Below are 19,628 nucleotides of genomic sequence, written 5' to 3'. Positions count from 1 at the left end.
TATTTTACTTTTTTTTTGAAGCTATTTCCTGCTTTACACTGTATCTTTTTACTACTGTTCTCGATACAAATTTACTCATTCTTCACAAATTCACTCGAACTGACAGTAAAAAGGATGTCGTTTCAATCAGGGCTAGACTTGTTTGTTGTTTTTTTGTAAATCTTATAATTTATTAATTGCTTGTCATTTCTGCGCAGGCAAGAACCCCTAAAAAGTATTTAAAAAATCAGTTAGTATATTAAAGTTGTGATAAGTTGGCAAACAGTTTTAGCCCTGATTGAACGGTCTGTTTGAGCTCTTTTTTTATGCTGAAATAAATTCAGCATAAAAAAAAGCGAGTAGTGAAAGCAGGAAATAGCTTCTAAAAGAAAACACTTTTATATTCCCAAAACTGAATGATAAATAGCACAAAATACACGGCAGCTATAGAAAATTTAATAGTTGCTGAAGCTAAAAAGCCTAAAAATGCACCAAAGGAAGCTTTAATTGCTCTATTTGTGTCTTTACTGTCAAATAGCATTTCACCTATAAATGCACCCAAAAAAGCACCAATTAACATTCCAAAAGGAATAGGAGAGAGCAAACCAACAATTAAACCAATTATGGTTCCATAAACGCCATATTTAGTTCCGCCAAAACGTTTTGTTCCCATTGCAGGTATAAAATAATCGAGAATCCAAATTAGAACTGCTAATCCTAGAGTGACTCCTAAAAAAGTCCAATCCATCGGAATAATTTTGGTTGTATGTAATAGCAATAAACCAAACCAACTTGTTAATGGTCCAGGTAAAACGGGTAAAAAAGAGCCAATAATTCCTAGACAAACAAATACGAAGCCTAAGAGTAATAAAAATATATCCATTGTTTTTTAATAATTATACTAGCTTAAAGTCAATAATCGCGCCAGTTTTTTAAATATAAGACGAAAAATTGAATTGTTTGTTACAAATATATTCAACTAAAAAATTAGTTTAAACTAATTTTTTAGTTATATTTGTGTGATTAAAATTCCTATCATGAATAAATTAGTATATCAAATAGTGATATTAATAGTGTTTTTTATCTCAATCGTAGGCTTTTCTCAACAAAGAGCAGATGTGGTAGAAATTCCGAAAATTAGTAAACCAAGATTTCAAAAGGGTAAAGGACCAAACCTTTATATAGATCAAAGCCATCAAAATTTTCATCAAAAATCAGGTAGATTTAAACCGTTTTCTGATTTGTTAATTTCTGATGGATATAAAGTTGATAGTATTATTAATTTAAAAAAGTTAAAAAATGAAGATATATTAGTTATTGCTAACCCAATTCATGTAAATAATTTACGAAATTGGAGGAAACCTATTCACCAAGCATTTACAAAAGATGAAATTCTATATTTAAAAGAATGGGTGAAAAATGGAGGTAAACTTTTGTTAATTGCAGATCATATGCCTTTTTCTGGAGCAAGTAATGGTTTAGCTAATGCTTTTGGATTTAGTTTTTGTGATGGTTTTGCATATCTAAATAAAGAAGTAGAAAATTCGCCAGATGTTTTTTCAATATCAAATAAACGTTTATTAAATACAAATATAACCAATGGCTTTTTGGGTGAAAAATTAGATGAAATAACAACATTTACAGGCTCTTCTTTTTCTATTCCTAAAAAAGCAAAAGGAATTTTAAAATTTAAAAAGGGAGATTGTTGTTTAGCACCAGAAGTTGCTTGGCAATTTTTAGAGAATACACCAAATACAGATTTAAAAGATAGTTTTCAAGGGGCAATCTTAAATTTTGGAAAAGGAAAATTAGCAGTTTTTGGAGAAGCTGCAATGTTTACAGCACAAACTGTTACTAATAATTCAGGAACCTATAAGTTTGGATTTCATTCTGAACAAGCACCAAATAATATTGAGTTTATAAGAAACCTAATATATTGGTTAAGTAAAAAATAAAATTATGAGCAAACAATTAACAAAAGCAGAAGAACAAATAATGCAAGTTTTATGGACTCTAGAAGAAGCGTCTGTAAAAGAAGTAATTGATAAATTACCAAAACCTAAACCTGCATACAACACAGTTTCTACTATTATTAGAATTTTAGAAACTAAAGAATTTGTAAATCATAAACCTGTTGGGAGAGGGTTTGTGTATTTTCCTATTATAGAAAAAGAAGCGTATAGTAACCAAAGTTTACATAAATTAATGAATGGTTATTTTGATGGTTCTTTTAAAAGCATGGTTTCCTTTTTTGTAAAAGAGAACAAAATGGATGTTTCTGAATTGGAATCAATTTTAAAAGAAGTAAATAAGAAAAATTAGTAAGCAGTTTGCAGTTGTAGTTTTCGTAAAACCTTGTCATTTCGAATGAAACGTAGTGAAATTGAGAAATCTTTTAAATTGAGATTTCTCCACAAGGTCGAAATGACAAATCTAAAATAAAAATAAAAAATATGATAAATTATATTCTACAAGTAATTTTATTCCAAGTGTTATTCTTGGCTATTTATGATTTCTTCCTTAGTAAAGAAACTTTTTTTGCTAAAAACAGATGGTATTTAATAAGTACACCAGTTTTATCTTTCATTTTACCATTTATTAAAATTCCGACGTTTCAAAAAGCAGTTCCAGAAGAGTTTATTATTTATTTACCAGAAATTGTTTTATCACCAGAAAAAGTAATTCAGCAAACAGAAATTTATCAATCAGTTTCTGTAGTCAATTATCTAAGCATTTTATTTTGGATTGGCGTAAGTATTTTTACCATACTATTTCTAGTCAAATTATTTAAAATAGCCACATTAATTAGAAAATATGAAGTTGATAAGAAACAACAATTTACTTTAGTTTTTATACCTAAACAAACCAAAGCATTTTCGTTTTTCAATTATATATTTTTAGGAAAAGAAATCCCTAAAAACCAACAAGAACAAATTATAGCACATGAGTTAGTACACAGTAAACAAAAACATTCGTTAGATTTATTGTTCTTTGAATTTTTAAAAATTGTCATGTGGTTTAATCCTATGATTTTCTTTTATCAAAAAAGAATCACTTTAATACACGAATACATTTCTGATGATATTGCTACAAAATCAGAAACCAGAGAAATCTATATAAATAATTTGCTATCCAACTTTTTTCAGGTTGAAAACATTGCGTTTGTCAACCAATTTTACAAACAAACATTAATTAAAAAAAGAATTATTATGATGAAGAAAAATCAATCCAAAAAAATGAATCAGTTAAAGTATTTAGTATTGATTCCTGTATTAGTGTGTATGCTATTTTATACTTCTTGTGCTTCAAAAGCAACTGTTAATAAACTTACAGAATCAGAAAGACTTGCACAAAATAACTTAAAAGTTAAAAATTTAGAGTTGGAAGCTGCTATTCTAGCTAATAAAAAACTAAAAGATTCTATAACTATATTAAATAAGGAAAGCGAACTTAATGAAAAGATGAATGAGTTTGTTAAGAGAAAACTATATGAAAAAAAACTATCTGAGAGTGGTGAAGAAAGAATAAATTCAGATGGTTCAGTTTCATTTATGACAATAGATAAAGCACCAACTTTTCCCGGTTGCGAAACAGGAGATAAATATTGTTTTTCTAAAATGGTACAAATGCATTTTGGTAAAAATTTTAATGCAGATTTACCTAACCAATTGGGTTTAGAAACAGGCAAGAAAAGAGTTTTTATCGCTTTTAAAATTGATAAAGAAGGTAAAGTTGTACAAATAAAAGCAAGAGCACCACACCCAAAACTTAAAGCAGAAGTTATAAGAGTTATGAGTACATTACCAAAAATGATTCCGGGAGAAGATAATGGTAACAAAGTAGCTGTAAAGTATTCAATTCCATTTACTTTGCATATAGATAAAACCAAATAGATTTTTATGAAAAAGAAAATTTTACTTGTATTATTATTTGCAATATTAAAAGTCGAAGCGCAAACTTCGACCTTTTTGTTGTTAAAAACAGCTTTTTAAATATCTAAAAAATGAGTTGTATTTTGAGGTAAAAAGTTTAGAACAGAAGTCATTAAAGTTTTGTAATTTCACGTATTAATAATATTTATTTAACTTGTTAAAAATGCTGCAAAAGTTTTGTTTTTTTATAATTGTATTTCTGTCCTTTAATTTAACGGTCTCTTCTCAGGATAAGAAAGCCGAAAAAGAAGTTTCTTTTTTGATTATTGATGAGGTGCCTGTTTATCCTGGGTGTAAAGGAAGTAAACAAGATTTAAAAAATTGCTTTAGTCAAGGTATTCAAAGATTATTTATTGAGAACTTTGATTCAGATTTACCTAATCAATTACTTCTTAAAGAAGGAAAGTATAGAGTTTTTATAGGTTTTAAAATAACTGCTTCTGGAGACGTTGTGAATGTTGTTGTAAGAGCACCGCATCCAAAATTAAAAGAGGAGGTTAAGAGAGTTATGAATTTATCACCTAAAATGATTGCAGGTAAAGTAAAAGGAGAAAATGTTGCTGTAAAATATTCAATACCTTTTACAATTTTAGTAGAAGAAACAAAATCACAAAAAAAAGCGAGAAGGAAAAAAGAAAGAATGGATAAAAAAACAAAAACTAATCTTTTAATTTACTATTTTCACTTATTATTAGGTTTTCATGTTTCAACGTATTTTTTCTTTTTTATTAATTATATTTTTTATCACTTCGTGTGATAAAATTTCTTTATCAAAAAACAAAAATATTCAAGTTTTAGATACTATTGTAGATTTCTCTTCCGTAGATACTTTTCCTTCATTTAAACCTTGTGATTCTATTATTGATAAAACAAAAAAATCTGATTGTTTTAGAAATACAATTCATCAAAAAATAGGAGAGGAGTTGCAAAAGAATTTATTTACGATTAAAGATTCAATAGACGAAATTATTTATGTTGATTTGCTAATTAATTCTAAAGGGATTTTTATTTTGGATTCTATTCAGTCTTCAAATAACATAAAAAAAGAATTGCCTCAATTAGATAGTTTGCTAAAAGTTAGCGTTCAAAATTTACCTCAAATATTTCCTGCAAATAAGAGAGGAATTCCTGTTACTACAAAGTATCAGTTACCAATTAGAATACAATTAAAAGAATAAAAAACTCAAACAGAATTTGTTTGAGTTTTTGATCTATTATTTTTTGTTTTAAAGCTAATTATTCACTAATTCAGCATTTCCCAAAGTTTGTCTTTTAATTCTTGCAAACCTTTTTGAGTAACAGAAGAGATAAATAAAGCTTCAACACCTTCTGGCAATTCAGCTTTAATTTCTTCTTGTAATTCATCATCCAACATATCAGATTTAGAAATAGCTAATAATCTAGCTTTATCTAACAACTCAGGATTGTGTTTTTTAAGTTCATTTAAAAGAATTTCATATTCTTTGTTAATGTCATCACTATCAGCAGGAATTAAGAATAATAGCGCAGAATTACGCTCAATATGACGTAAAAAACGATGTCCTAAACCTTTTCCTTCTGCAGCACCTTCAATAATTCCAGGAATATCTGCAATTACAAATGTTTTATGATTTCTGTGTTCTACAATTCCTAAGTTGGGTTTTAAAGTTGTAAAAGCATAATCTGCAATTTTTGGTTTTGCAGCTGTTAAAACAGATAATAAAGTAGATTTTCCTGCATTAGGGAAACCAACCAAACCAACATCAGCTAATAACTTTAATTCCAATCTAAACCAACCATCAAAACCTTCCATTCCTGGTTGTGCGTACCTTGGTGTTTGATTTGTAGAAGATTTAAAATTCCAGTTTCCAAGTCCACCTTTTCCACCACGTAATAAAATAACTTCTTTTTGGTCTTCAGTAATTTCTACAATTACTTCATCAGTATCTGCATCTTTAATAATAGTTCCTAAAGGAACGTCAATATAAATATCATCTGCATCTGCACCAGAACTTCTACTAGCACTTCCACCACCACCACTTTCTGCTCTAAAATGACGTTTAAACTTTAAGTGAAATAATGTCCACATATTTTTATCACCACGTAAAATGATGTGTCCTCCACGTCCTCCATCTCCACCATCAGGTCCACCTTTGGTAATAAACTTTTCTCTATGTAAATGCATAGAACCTTGTCCGCCTTTACCAGAAGAAGCATATATTTTTATGTAATCGACAAAATTTCCTTCAGTCATTATTGTTGTTTAATCGTGTAATTGTTTGTCTGTGTAATTATTCTGTGAATAGTATTTAAAAGTTTACACAATTAAACATTTACACAGTTACACGTTTTATAGTGTATCAAATACTGTTGCAATACGTTGTGTAATGTCTTCAATAGACCCTACACCATTAATTCCATAGTATTTTTGCTGCTCATCAAAAAAGTCTTTTAAAATTGCAGTTTTTGTATTGTATTCGTTAAAACGATTTCTGATTTTACTTTCATCAGTATCATCTGTTCTTCCGCTAGTTTTCCCTCTTTCTAATAAACGAGTTACTAAAACATCTTCTGGAACTTCTAAAGCTACCATTCCATTTATTTGTTCTCCTTTTTCAGCTAAAAAAGCATCTAAAGCTTCTGCCTGAGATTGTGTTCTTGGAAAACCATCAAAAATAAAACCATTAGCATCAGCATTTTTATTTACTTCTGCTTTTAGCATATTAATCGTTACTTCATCTGGAACTAAATCTCCTTCATCCATGTATTTTTTAGCTAATAAACCAAGTTCAGTTTGGTTTTTAATATTGAAACGAAACACGTCTCCTGTAGAAATATGCACTAAGTTGTACATGTCTTTTAAGAATTCTGCTTGTGTTCCTTTTCCGGCTCCTGGAGGGCCAAATAATACTATGTTTTTCATTTTCGGTTGTGTTGATAGTTGATATATTGCTGGGTAATTTCTACCTAAACCATTATAATCTAATCCGTAACCAACAATAAATTTATCTTCAATACTTTTTCCGATATAATCAATTGGCAATTCTTTTTTAAATACATCTGGTTTAAAAAATAACGTCGCAACTTTTAGTTGTTTTAAATTTTTATCTCTAAAGATATTATAAATTTCCTGAAGCGTGTTTCCAGTATCAATAATATCTTCTAATATAATTACAGTTCTTCCTGTTAAATCTTCATTAATACCAACCAAATGTTTTACGTTTTCGGTTGAAGAAGTACCGCTATAAGAAGCTAATTTTACAAATGAAACTTCACAATCTCCATTAAATTCTCTAATAAAATCTGCTGCAAATAAGAAACATCCATTTAAAATTCCCACAAAAATAGGAACTTCTTCTTTTGGTAAATCTGCTTTTACTTGTAATGCTAATTGTTTAACAATTGTAGCAATTTCTGCCTCATTAATATAAGGTTTAAAATAAAGGTCTTGAAGTTTAATTATGCTCATCAGATTGCAAATATAATAGTATATGTTTAATGAAAAAACCGTTTTTAATCTGAAAGTCAGGCATTAAAAACGGTTTCAAATTATTTTTAAATAAAATTATTTATTCTTTTCTTCTTTTTTAGAAGTATCATACATAATTGGTGTTGCCACAAATAATGATGAATACGTACCAACTGCTACACCCACAATTAAAGCAAACATAAATCCTTTAATTGAATCTCCTCCAAATAAGAAGATGGCTAACATTACTAATAAAGTTGTTAAAGAGGTATTTATTGTTCTACCTAAAGTAGAGCTTAATGCTTTATCTACAACCTCACTATATTTCCAGTTAGTATGTATGCCTGTAAACTCTCTAATTCTATCAAAAATTACCACGGTATCATTCAGAGAATAACCAACCACAGTAAGAATTGCTGCAATAAAAGATTGACCAATTTCCATATCAAAAGGCATAAAACTATAAGTAATAGAGAATACACCTAATACAATTAATACATCATGGAAAACTGCTACTACAGCACCAATAGAGAATGATATTTTTCTAAAACGTAATAAAATGTATAAGAAAACTATTAGTAAAGAACCTAAAACTGCATATAGTGCTGATGTTTTAATATCATCTGCAATTGTTGGTTCTACTTTCATATAACTCATTACGCCTGCTCCTTCTTTTTCGAAACCTGGTTTAAAGTTTTCATAAGTAGTATCTCCTAAATAAGATTTTAATCCTGTATATAAAGCACTTTGCACTTGGTCATCTACTTCTGTACCTTCTTCGTCAATTTTATAAACTGTTGTAATTTTTAATTGATGATCAGAACCATAAGTTTTAACTTCTGGAGCAGTACCAAAAGCATCTTTTAAAGTTCCTGCAACATCTGTTGCGCTCATTGCTTGATCAAAACGAACTACATAAGAACGTCCACCTTTAAAGTCAACTCCTTGTTTTAATCCAATAGAGAAAATAGAAACAATACCAGCAACAATAATAGCACCAGAAATTACATAAGCAATTTTACGTTTCTTTAAGAACTCTACATTTATATTTTGGAACCACCCTTTAGAGATAGAAGTATTAAATGTTAAGTTATTTCCTTTGTTTACAGATCTGTCAATTAACAAACGAGTAATAAATACAGCTGTAAATAAAGAAGTAGCAATACCAATCATTAATGTTAATGCAAAACCTTTAATTGGTCCTGTACCAAAAACATATAAAATAATACCTGTTAATAAGGTAGTAATGTTTGCATCAATAATTGCAGACAAAGCTCCTTTTACAGAGAATCCTTCTTCTACAGATTGTTTTAATCCTTTCTTTTTGAATAATCCTTCTTTAATTCTTTCGAAGATAATAACGTTTGCATCAACAGACATACCAATTGTTAATATAATACCTGCAATACCAGGTAATGTTAACACAGCATTAAATGAAGCTAAAATTCCGAAGATGAATAAGATGTTTACTACTAAGGCAACATCTGCATATAAACCTGCTTTACCATAGTATAAAATCATCCAAAGTAAAACTAATAAAATTGCTAATCCAAAAGATAAGAAACTCGCATCAATTGCTTCTTGACCTAATGATGGTCCAACAACTTCTGCTTGAATAATTCTAGCAGCAGCTGGTAATTTACCTGCTTTTAAAACAGTAGAAATATCTTCAGCTTCTGCAATTGTCATACTTCCACCAGAAATAGAAGTTCTACCACCTGTAATAGGTAAATTAACAGAAGGAGCAGTATACACATAGTTATCTAATACAACAGCAACAAATTTACCTTGATTTTCAGTAGTCATTTTAGCCCATTGTTTAGTACCTGAACTATTCATAGTCATACTAACTTCTGGTTTGTTTAACTGGTCAAATACTTGAGCAGCATCTAAAATTACATCACCTTCAATAGTAGCTTTACCTGTTCTACTACCTTTAATTGCGTATAAACCAATTAACTCAGTTGTACCATCAGCACTTTTGTTAGATTTGTAATCCCATAAAAACTTAACGTACTTTAATTCATTAGGTAATAAAGCTCTTACTTCTTTTCTGTTTAATAAATCGTTTACGGTTGCAGTATCTAAAACTTTAGCTTGTCCTACTAAAGAACTCATTTGTTGTTGAGACTGTGCTACATTAGGAAAAAAGTAAGTAAAAAGATTTTTTTGAGCTACACTTGTAGAATCTGTAGTTTCACCTAATAAATCATCAATATCATCTTTCTTTGTAGAATCTACGGCTTTTTCTAAAACAGTAGTATCTTTTAATAATTCTGCAACCTTAGTGTTTGCAGAGAAAAAGAAGTTTTGTACTTCTGCATTTGTATAAACTTCCCAGAATTGTAATTCTGCTTTACTAGTAATTAACTTTGTAACACGCTCAATATCTTTAGCTCCTGGTAATTCAATTTGAATTCTTCCAGAATTTCCAATTCTTTGAATGTTAGGTTGTGTAACCCCAAACTTATCAATTCTACTTCTTAATACTTCAAATGCAGTACCAATAGAACTGTTAATTTCATCTTGTAAAGTTTCTTTTACAGTTGTATTATCTTCGTTAAAAGTAATTTTGTCACTTAAAGCTTTTGTTCCAAAAATAGAAGGGTCACTTAATTTAGTGTCTCCTGCAATTTTTTCAAACTCTTCAAAAAACAAATCTAAATAATTAGCATTGTCATTTTTCTGAGCTTCATCTGCTGCAGTTAATGCTTGATTAAATACTTCGTTTTTAGAATCGTTAGATAAACTTTTTAAAACTTCTTTTACAGATACTTGTAGGATTGCATTAATACCACCTTTTAAGTCAAGACCAAGATTCATTTCTTTGTCTTTAACATCATTGTAGCTGTATTTAGTAACACCTAGATCAATAATGTCTTTGTTGGCAACACTATCTAAGTACTTTCTTTCAAAAGTAGCTCTTTGTCTTGCATCAGAATCTGATCCTTTGCTTTCTGCATAACTTACAGCATTGTCTTCAACTTTATTAGCTAAAAACGTAAATGATAATTGATATAAACTTACCAATCCAAAAAGGATTGCAAATAATTTTATAAGTCCTTTATTTTGCATTTTATATTTATTTTAGAGTCAAGGTTTTTAAAACGAGCAAATATATAGCTTCTCGTAAAACCTGACAATTATTTTTGTTGATTGTTTATTTGATATTATGAGTTTAAACTCATGATGTTAAGCGGTAATAGAAAAATGTAAATAATTACATTTTTTAACTATAGTGTTTTTTGGGACCTGCTCTAACTTCTGGTTCTTTGTGTGAAGAATGATCCTTTATAAAAGGATTGTTTTTGTTTGTTTTATATGTGTTTTTAAAAAGTTGATCAGCTTTGTGTTGATCTATTTTTTTAAGAAAAGCAAAATAATTATAAGTTGTAAATCTATCAGAATTATACTTAACCTCAAATACAAATTTAAAATCTGAATTTGATATATCAGTTTCGTTTGTTAACTCATAAATATCAAGATTGTAATTAGAAGAATCTTTGTTTTTTGGTTGATTTTCAGAATGCTGATTTAAAACTAATTCATTCTCTTTAGCAAGCTCTTTTTTAATGTTATCGATATGAAAATCACTATGGTAAGAAATTTTTAAAGTACCGTTTTGCGTTTCACTAATTTTAATATTAGTAACACCAACTTTTAGCAGTTTTTCTTTTACATCAGTAATTGTATTTTCAATATTTTTTTTATTGATTTTAGCATCAACAAATTCTAGAACAATTTCTTGATTAGGGATTGTAACCTCTTCTTGAAATGCTCCAAAACAAATAAATAGTAAGAATAAAGTACTGATGTACCATTTTACTTTCATGTGTCAAATATATAAAAAGATTGCTTTATAGTTCTGAAATATCTAATCTTATTTAATTTAATTATATGTAATTTTTTAAGTAAATAACAATATTATTTTATTGATTCTTAAAAATCATTATATTTATTCGTTTAAATTCGTAAAAATAAATTTTTAAAATCTAAATATGGCACATCTATCTGATATTGAAATTGCTCAATCAAAGACACTTATTCATATTAAAAAAATTGCTCAAAAATTAAAAGTAGATGAAGATGATATAGAAATGTATGGAAAATACAAAGCAAAACTTCCGTTGTCTTTAATTGATGATGAAAAAGTTAAGAAAAATAATTTAGTTTTAGTTACTGCATTAACTCCAACTCCCGCAGGAGAAGGTAAAACAACGGTTTCTATTGGTTTAACAGAAGGTTTAAATAAAATAGGAAAACAAGCAACTGTTGTTTTAAGAGAACCCTCTTTAGGACCCGTTTTTGGAATTAAAGGAGGAGCAGCTGGAGGAGGATATTCGCAAGTTGTTCCTATGGAAGATATCAATTTGCATTTTACAGGAGATTTTAACGCTGTAGAAAAAGCAAATAATTTGTTGTCTGCTTTAATTGATAATAATATTCAAAGTAAAACCAATAATTTAAATATTGATCCAAGAACAATTCTTTGGAAACGTGTAATTGATATGAATGATAGAGCTTTACGCGATATTACAATTGGTTTAGGAGGAACTATGAATGGAGTTCCAAGGCAAGATGGATTTAACATTACACCTGCATCAGAAGTTATGGCTATTTTATGTATGGCTTCTGATTTAGAAAACTTAAAAAAACGTTTAGGTGATATTTTTATTGGTTTTACTTTTGATAATAAACCAATCTTTGCTAGAGATTTAAAAGCGGAAAATGCGATGGCAATTTTGCTAAAAGATGCAATAAAGCCAAATTTGGTGCAAACTTTAGAAGAAAACCCTGCAATTATTCATGGAGGCCCTTTTGCAAATATTGCTCAAGGAACAAACACCATAATTGCAACTAAAATGGGATTGTCATTGTCTAATTATGTAGTTACAGAAGCTGGTTTTGGAGCAGATTTAGGCGCAGAAAAGTTTTTAAACATTAAATCTACTTTTGCAAAATTAAATCCAAAATGTGTTGTTTTGGTTGCTACTATTAGAGCTTTACGTCATCATGGAGGAGCAAAGCCAGAAGAATATAATATTCCTGATTTAGAAAAAGTATCAAAAGGGTTTATCAATTTAGAAAAACACATAGAGAATATTAGAAAGTTTAATATTGAGCCAGTAGTTGCAATTAATTCATTTATTTCTGATTCGAAGGAAGAAGCTGATTTTGTAATTGAAAAATGTGCAAAATTAGGTGTTGAAGCAGTTTTATCTGAAGGTTGGGGAAATGGAGGAAAAGGTACAAAAAGCTTAGCAACCGCAGTTGTAAATGTGGTTGAAAATAAAGCAACTCATTACAAATCTTTGTATGATTGGAAATCTCCAATAAAAGATAAAATTGAAATAATTGCGAAAGAAATTTATGGAGCTAAGAATGTTGAGTATAGTAAGAAGGCTCAATTAAATCTAAGAAGAATTAGTAGGTTAGGTTTTGATGATTTTGCAATTTGTATGGCAAAAACTCAGAAGTCATTTTCAGATAACGCTTCTTTAATTGGTAGGCCAGAAGGATTTACTGTAACAGTTAGGGAGATAGAAATTGCTTCTGGAGCACAATTTGTGATTCCTATTTTAGGAAAAATGATGCGAATGCCTGGGTTGCCATCTATTCCTGCCTCAGAAAATATGACGATTGATAATAATGGAGTGATTTCTGGATTGTCTTAAATTTTAAATTATGATTCCAATAGTTGTTAAAATAGAAACAAATGCTTCCAAAGAAAAAATTTGGCAAGCAATAACTGAAGTCAATCAAATGACAAAATGGTTTTTTGAAAAAATTCCAGATTTTGAAGCCAAAGTCGGTTTTGAAACTTCATTTAATGTAAAATCTACAACTCGAGATTTTTATCATCAATGGAAGGTTAAAGAAGTTATGCTTTATGAAAGGATTTCTTATGCTTGGAATTATAAAGACATTATTGGAGAATCTTTATCTGTTTTTGAGATTGAAGATGTTGATGGTAAATCAATTTTAACAATTAGTTGCTTTGGTTTGGAAAGTTTGCCTAAAAATATACCTGAATTTACAAGAGAAAGTTGTCTTGGTGGATGGAATTATTTTGCAAACAGGTTAAAAGAATATTTAGAGAAATAAAAAAAAATCCAGCATTAAGCTGGATTTTTAATATCTAAAAATTACTAAATAGTAATTTGATTTTATAATTCTAATAAACCATTTGTTTTAGAAACACCAACAGCAGATTCTTGTAAATGTGCTTTTTCAGCATCACTTAAATTAATTTCTACAATGCTTTCAATTCCGTTTTTACCTAAAACAACAGGAACACCAATACATAAGTCATTTAAACCAAATTCACCTTCTAATAAAGTTGAACAAGGGAATATTTTTTTAGTATCACATGCAATTGCTTGTACCATTCCAGAAACTGCAGCTCCAGGAGCATACCAAGCAGAAGTACCTAACAAACCAGTTAATGTTGCTCCACCAACTTTAGTGTCTTGTAAAACTTGTTCTAATCTTTCTTCAGAAATAAATTCTGAAACAGGAATAGAGTTACGAGTTGCTAATCTTGTTAAAGGAACCATTCCTTTATCAGAATGACCACCAATTACCATTCCATCAACATCAGAAATAGGAGCTCCTAAAGCTTCTGCTAATCTATATTTAAAACGAGCAGAATCTAAAGCTCCACCCATTCCAATAATTCTGTTTTTAGGTAATCCTGTAGTTTTATGAACTAAATAAGTCATAGTATCCATAGGATTTGAAACTACAATAATAATTGTATTTGGAGAATGTTCAATTAGATTAGAAGAAACAGTTTTTACAATTCCTGCATTAATTCCAATTAATTCTTCACGAGTCATTCCTGGTTTACGAGGAATACCAGAAGTAATTACACAAACGTCAGAACCAGCTGTTTTTGTATAATCATTTGTGCTTCCTGTAATTTTTGTGTCAAAACCATTTAAAGAAGCAGTTTGCATTAAATCCATTGCTTTACCTTCTGCAAAACCTTCTTTAATGTCTAAAATAACAACTTCTGAAGCAAAATCTTTAATTGCAATATATTCTGCACAACTTGCACCTACTGCACCAGCTCCTACTACTGTAACTTTCATATCTTTTATTTTTAATATTTATATTCAAATTTGATAAATGCAAAAGTACAAAAATTACACAAGGATTAACTTCTTGAAAACAAAAAAAAGACATCTACACGAGATGTCTTTTTTTGTTATATTTTTATTGTTTTCTTATCTAATACTTAATGCAACTCCAGCTGAGAAAGTATTATAATCTTGTAAAGCATAACTTGCAAATATTTTAAAGAATCCTAAGCTTAATCTAGCACCAACAGTAGTTGCAAACCCACTTGAATCAAATTCTAAATCAGTTGGAACGCTTAAGTTTTTTGTAACTTTTTGCCCACTTGTAGTGTCAGTAAATTCACCAATAAAAGTACCTGACATTGCATAACTAGAGCTACCACTATTATATCCTATACCTCCATATATATTTATAATTGGAAAATTTAAAGAAGCAATTGCCTGAACAGTAAATGCTTTTAAATTAAATTCTGTTAAAGCATTTTGAACTTGAATTTCTCCAGAATTTTGGTCAGCAATACCATAACTTACATCCATTGTTGTATACGCTGCTAAAAGAGATACATGTAAAGGAGTTTTTTCCATTGGACCAAACCAATCTGTAATTTCTTTTTTAACACCTAAACCGAGCATTTTCACTTTACCATCATCTTCACCAATACTTAATTCAGGCACAAATCTAAGCATACCTTCTAGTTTCCAAGGTAATCCAACACTTAATTGAACAATAGGAGCAGGTACAGCTTTAGCTGGTAAGTCAGATAGAATTCCACCAGGAGAATCAAAAGTTGCAGTTACGTTTTGCCCATTAATTGTTGTGTTAACAGTCATTGATGTAGTGTTACTTGGTCCAGCAAATGTTGAAGCAGTTGTTGCAGAGGAAGTTATAGATGTTAATCCTAAGGCAGAAATGTTAAATAATTCTTTTTCAGTAGGAATCATTGCACCACTTAAGCCTATAGCTAAATCAAAACCAAAAGGTTTGTGAACTTTAGCTGTATGATACCACCCATTGTTCATGGCATTGATAAAACCTTCCATTCCTGGAGCAAAATAAGATTGCATCAATTTTTTAGAATCTGCTGCATCAGCTAGAAGAATAGCTTCAAATCCTTCTTGTGCTTTTGTGTTAAAAGTTAAGGCGAATACACCTATAAAAATTAAAATACACTTTTTCATTTGTTAATAGTTTTTGGTTAATATTTGTTTAAAAGTTAGTGTTTGTGTAGGCTAATATATAAAAATATGTTAAAGTATTGTAGAATAAGTTGTTGTTTTGGTAAAAATACCGTGTAAACACCCATTATTTTTCAATAAAAACCCCAACAAAAATGTTGGGGTTTAAAATAAATATTATTAAAGATAATTGAATGATTAGGCATCAATATTTGCGTACTTTGCATTGCGTTCAATAAAATCTCTTCTTGGTGGAACTTCATCTCCCATTAACATAGAAAAAACTCTGTCTGCTTCGGTTGCATTGTCAATTACAACTTTACGTAAAGTTCTAAACTCAGGATTCATTGTTGTATCCCAAAGTTGTTCTGCATTCATCTCTCCAAGACCTTTATAACGTTGAATAGCTACGTTTCCTCCTAGTTTTTGAGCGATTAAATCACGTTGATTATCGTCCCAAGCATATTCTCTTTTTTGTCCTTTTTTCACTAAATATAACGGTGGCGTTGCAATGTAAATATAACCTTGCTCTACCATTTCTCTCATATATCTAAAGAAGAATGTTAAAATTAAAGTAGCAATGTGAGAACCATCCACATCGGCATCACACATAATAACTACTTTATGATAACGTACTTTAGATAAGTTTAAAGCTCTTGGATCTTCTTCTGTACCAATAGAAACACCTAAAGCTGTAAACATGTTTTTGATTTCTTCATTCTCAAAAACTTTATGTTGCATTGCTTTTTCAACGTTCAAAATTTTCCCACGAAGTGGTAAAATTGCTTGAAAGTTTCTATCACGTCCTTGTTTTGCTGTTCCACCTGCAGAATCTCCCTCAACTAAGAAAATTTCACATTGAGCAGGATCAGTTTCTGAACAGTCAGATAATTTACCAGGTAAACCACCAATAGACATTACAGTTTTACGTTGCACCATTTCTCTGGCTTTACGTGCTGCGTGTCTTGCAGTTGCTGCTAAAATTACTTTTTGTACAATAGTCTTAGCATCATTAGGGTTTTCTTCTAAATAATCAGTTAACATTTCTGAAACTGCTTGAGATACTGCAGAAGATACTTCTCTGTTTCCTAATTTTGTTTTTGTTTGTCCTTCAAATTGTGGTTCTGCAACTTTTACAGAAACAATAGCTGTTAATCCTTCACGAAAATCATCACCTGCAATTTCGAATTTTACATTTTTTAATAATCCAGATTCATCTGCATATTTTTTAAGAGTATGTGTTAATCCTCTTCTAAAACCAGATAAATGTGTACCTCCTTCATGTGTATTAATGTTATTTACATAAGAATGTAAATTTTCTGAATACGAAGTATTATAAACCATGGCAACTTCTACAGGAATGCCATTTTTTTCACCTTCCATAGAGATGATATTCGCTGTTAACTGCTCACGAGTAGAATCTAAATATTTTATGAATTCTGGTAAACCTTCATCACTATGAAATGTTTCAGAAATAAAATTACCTTCATCATCTGTAATACGTCTATCTGTTAAAGTAATTGTAATTCCTTTATTTAAATACGCTAATTCACGCATACGAGTCGCAAGAGTCTCGTAATTATATTCTGTAGTTTGTGTGAATATTGTTTTGTCTGGTGAAAAAGTAACAATTGTACCTGTAAAATCAGTTTCTCCAATTGTTTTTACTGGATACAATGCTTTTCCTTGTGAATATTCTTGTTGCCAAATTTTTCCTTCTTTATGAACTGTTGCTACTAAAAGATCAGAAAGTGCATTTACACAAGAAACACCAACACCGTGTAAACCACCAGAAACTTTATAAGAATCTTTATCAAATTTACCTCCAGCACCAATTTTTGTCATTACAACTTGTAATGCAGAAACGCCTTCTTTTTTGTGAATTCCAACAGGAATTCCACGACCGTTATCTTTAGTTGTAACAGAGTTATCTTCATTTATAGTAACTTCAATAGTATCACAATAACCACCCATTGCTTCATCAATAGAGTTATCTACAACCTCATATACTAAATGGTGTAAACCACGCACTCCAACATCTCCAATATACATAGAAGGGCGCATTCTTACATGTTCCATCCCTTCTAATGCCTGAATACTGGAAGCATCATAATTCTTTTTTTCTTCGCTCATTATATATGTCTTAAATTTTCTGGATTTATTTGATAATTGTAAAAAATACAACCTCTCAAATATAGATAAAAACATAAGGTTAAAATGATTTTTGTTGATAAATAGTGAAATTGTTAATAATTCTAAAAGTGTCTTAAATCGCTTAAAAAAGACTTTAAATAAGGATTTTAATTATTTTTTATTTGTCGCAAGAAATAGAATGAATAAAACTTCTTAATTGTTTAATTTTACGTTCTTAAATTTATCAGAAAATATATAAAAGCATCAATCTTGTTAAAATTTAATAATGAAACATGATGTTTGTCACTTTATTAAAAATAAGAACACCATAGTTTTGCACCTAATTTAAGAATAAGATTAAAATGAAGTTAGTACAGAGTAACATGAATAAATTTTTGATAGCAATTATTTTATTGTCATCAATGTTTGTAAATGCACAAGAAAAGAAAGAGTTTAAGCCAACTATTAAATGGAATGTGAGAGCACAATTATGGATGCGTTACTCAGATTTAAATGAAGGTTCTTTGGTAAATGGAGAGTCTACAAGTAGTTATACCGATGTTTCTATAAGAAGGTTGAGAATTCCTGTTACTTCTCAGTTAACTCCCAAACTATATTTTTATTCAATTATAGGTGGTAATAATCATAGTTTTAAATCTAAAAATTTTCCAATGCAAATTTTGGATTTATATGCAGAATATGCTTTCAGTAAGGCTTTTGAAGTAGGTGTGGGAAAATCTGGATGGCAAGGTTTAAATAGGTGGAATGTCCGTTCTAATAAAACATTAATGGGATTAGACTCTCCTCTTTTTTCTTTAAACACAGTAAATAAAACAGATGATATTGGTCGAGTTATTGGTGTTTGGGCAAAAGGACAGGTAGGTAAAATTGATTATAGAATAAGTTTTGGAAATCCAATAGCTGTAACTAGTATACCAACTGGTGGAGTTGATTTTGCTAATAACAGACCAAGAGTTAAAACTTCATCATATGTTAAATATCAGTTTTTTGAGCATGAGTCTAATAAATCTGCTTATCAAACAGGGACATATGTACAGGATAAAAAAGTTTTTAACATAGGAGCTGGATTTCAATTTCAAGAAAAAGCGATGAGTGATGGAGATGCTTTATTGGCAGGGACTAATTTGTATGACATGAACCATTGGGCGGTAGATTCTTTTTTAAACTTGCCTTTAAATAATGAAGGAGCAATTACTGCATATTTAGGTTTCTATGATTATGATTTTGGTAAAGATTATATTAGAAATGTAGGAGCTAACAATCCTACATCTGGAGGTGGATCTGACTTTAATGGAGCTGGTGTTGCTTTTCCAATGATTGGTACTGGAACAACTTGGTATACACAATTTGGATATGCTTTTAAAAAATCTAAAATTTTAAGTTATCCAATGGTAATTCAACCTAATATTGCAGTTCAAAGCTCTAATTGGGATGTTTTAAATGATACAATGACAGTTTATGATTTTACCGTTAACTTTTTAATGGATGGTAAACATGGTAGAAAGTTAAGTTTGGGATATCAACATAGACCTATTTTTGATGCTGCAACAATTACGCAGAAAGATTACAAAGGAATGTTTGTAATGCAATATCAAATATCTTTAAAATAAATTGAATTAAATATTTCTTTTTAGAGATTTTTTAATGTATTCATAATATAAAGTTGATTTTTTAAGAATACTTTAAAGCTTAGACAAAATCTTAAAAAAGAAGTTTTTATAAGATATATTCTGTCTATATTTGTCAGCAATAAAACAAAAATGACAAACAATAATAACAATCGTAATTTCAATAATCCTAATTGTTAGGGTTGGAAGGTTGTTGTTTAGAAATATATAAAGCCTTCCGAATTCGAAA

16 protein-coding genes are annotated in these 19,628 nt (G+C 29.5%); 8 read left to right on the top strand and 8 right to left on the bottom strand.

Translation table 11 applies throughout. The features are described 5' to 3' along the window. Positions 1-361 precede the first annotated feature (361 nt). The gene (locus PHEL85_RS13800; protein ID WP_036826501.1) at positions 362-862 is read right to left on the bottom strand and encodes a DUF456 domain-containing protein; all 501 of its coding nucleotides are present in this window, start codon (positions 860-862) and stop codon (positions 362-364) included. Positions 863-1,016: 154 nt separating this feature from the next. Here PHEL85_RS13800 and PHEL85_RS13795 point away from each other — a divergent pair, with 154 nt between their 5' ends. From PHEL85_RS13795 to PHEL85_RS13775, 5 genes are all read left to right on the top strand, one after another. After that, positions 1,017-1,934: a hypothetical protein gene (locus PHEL85_RS13795; RefSeq protein WP_036826498.1), complete on the top strand. Its 918-nt coding sequence runs from the start codon at positions 1,017-1,019 to the stop codon at positions 1,932-1,934. Between the two features lie 4 nt (positions 1,935-1,938). After that, positions 1,939-2,301 (top strand): BlaI/MecI/CopY family transcriptional regulator, encoded by a 363-nt coding sequence (locus PHEL85_RS13790; RefSeq protein ID WP_036826494.1) that lies wholly within the window; start codon positions 1,939-1,941, stop codon positions 2,299-2,301. A 131-nt stretch (positions 2,302-2,432) separates the two neighbouring features. After that, positions 2,433-3,872: a M56 family metallopeptidase gene (locus tag PHEL85_RS13785; RefSeq protein ID WP_036826492.1), complete on the top strand. Its 1,440-nt coding sequence runs from the start codon at positions 2,433-2,435 to the stop codon at positions 3,870-3,872. A 202-nt stretch (positions 3,873-4,074) separates the two neighbouring features. Continuing rightward, positions 4,075-4,668 carry an energy transducer TonB gene (locus tag PHEL85_RS17430; RefSeq protein ID WP_156109244.1) on the top strand — a complete coding sequence of 198 codons (594 nt, stop codon included), beginning with the start codon at positions 4,075-4,077 and terminating at the stop codon, positions 4,666-4,668. Further along, positions 4,613-5,089, top strand: coding sequence for a hypothetical protein (locus tag PHEL85_RS13775; RefSeq protein WP_036826489.1), 477 nt, complete (start codon positions 4,613-4,615; stop codon positions 5,087-5,089). The genes PHEL85_RS17430 and PHEL85_RS13775 overlap by 56 nt, the downstream gene beginning before the upstream one ends. 65 nt (positions 5,090-5,154) lie before the next feature. Here the strand turns inward: PHEL85_RS13775 and obgE are convergent, their stop codons facing one another. The 4 genes from obgE to PHEL85_RS13750 form a co-directional block, all read right to left on the bottom strand. Further along, a complete protein-coding gene (gene obgE, locus PHEL85_RS13770; RefSeq protein WP_036826486.1) occupies positions 5,155-6,144 on the bottom strand; it encodes a GTPase ObgE in 990 nt (329 codons plus the stop codon). Positions 6,145-6,240: 96 nt separating this feature from the next. Then, positions 6,241-7,359, bottom strand: a complete 1,119-nt coding sequence (locus PHEL85_RS17685; protein WP_081965156.1) for an adenylate kinase — start codon at positions 7,357-7,359, stop codon at positions 6,241-6,243. Positions 7,360-7,455: 96 nt separating this feature from the next. Then, positions 7,456-10,434 carry a protein translocase subunit SecDF gene (gene secDF / locus PHEL85_RS13755; protein ID WP_036826484.1) on the bottom strand — a complete coding sequence of 993 codons (2,979 nt, stop codon included), beginning with the start codon at positions 10,432-10,434 and terminating at the stop codon, positions 7,456-7,458. A 154-nt stretch (positions 10,435-10,588) separates the two neighbouring features. Beyond that, a complete protein-coding gene (locus tag PHEL85_RS13750; RefSeq protein WP_036826482.1) occupies positions 10,589-11,191 on the bottom strand; it encodes a hypothetical protein in 603 nt (200 codons plus the stop codon). A 166-nt stretch (positions 11,192-11,357) separates the two neighbouring features. On the opposite strand from PHEL85_RS13750, the gene PHEL85_RS13745 reads away from it, so the two are divergent. After that, the gene (locus tag PHEL85_RS13745) at positions 11,358-13,034 is read left to right on the top strand and encodes a formate--tetrahydrofolate ligase (RefSeq protein WP_036826480.1); all 1,677 of its coding nucleotides are present in this window, start codon (positions 11,358-11,360) and stop codon (positions 13,032-13,034) included. 10 nt (positions 13,035-13,044) lie between these two features. Further along, positions 13,045-13,464 (top strand): SRPBCC family protein, encoded by a 420-nt coding sequence (locus tag PHEL85_RS13740; RefSeq protein ID WP_036826478.1) that lies wholly within the window; start codon positions 13,045-13,047, stop codon positions 13,462-13,464. A 62-nt stretch (positions 13,465-13,526) separates the two neighbouring features. On the opposite strand, the gene mdh is transcribed toward PHEL85_RS13740, so the two are convergent. From mdh to gyrB, 3 genes are all read right to left on the bottom strand, one after another. After that, entirely contained in the window at positions 13,527-14,453 is a 927-nt protein-coding gene (gene mdh / locus PHEL85_RS13735; protein WP_036826475.1) for a malate dehydrogenase, read from the bottom strand. Positions 14,454-14,588: 135 nt separating this feature from the next. After that, positions 14,589-15,620, bottom strand: coding sequence for a DUF6588 family protein (locus tag PHEL85_RS13730; RefSeq protein WP_036826472.1), 1,032 nt, complete (start codon positions 15,618-15,620; stop codon positions 14,589-14,591). A gap of 195 nt (positions 15,621-15,815) precedes the next feature. After that, on the bottom strand, positions 15,816-17,750 hold the full coding sequence (gyrB, locus tag PHEL85_RS13725; RefSeq protein ID WP_036826469.1) for a DNA topoisomerase (ATP-hydrolyzing) subunit B: 1,935 nt from the start codon (positions 17,748-17,750) through the stop codon (positions 15,816-15,818). Between the two features lie 362 nt (positions 17,751-18,112). Here gyrB and PHEL85_RS13720 point away from each other — a divergent pair, with 362 nt between their 5' ends. Continuing rightward, on the top strand, positions 18,113-19,381 hold the full coding sequence (locus PHEL85_RS13720; RefSeq protein ID WP_052108591.1) for a hypothetical protein: 1,269 nt from the start codon (positions 18,113-18,115) through the stop codon (positions 19,379-19,381). The last annotated feature ends 247 nt before the right edge of the window (positions 19,382-19,628 follow it).

Origin of the sequence: Polaribacter sp. Hel1_85 (genome assembly GCF_000766795.1) — a bacterium.
Lineage (GTDB): Bacteria > Bacteroidota > Bacteroidia > Flavobacteriales > Flavobacteriaceae > Polaribacter.
This window is presented reverse-complemented; position numbering and strand designations above follow the sequence as displayed.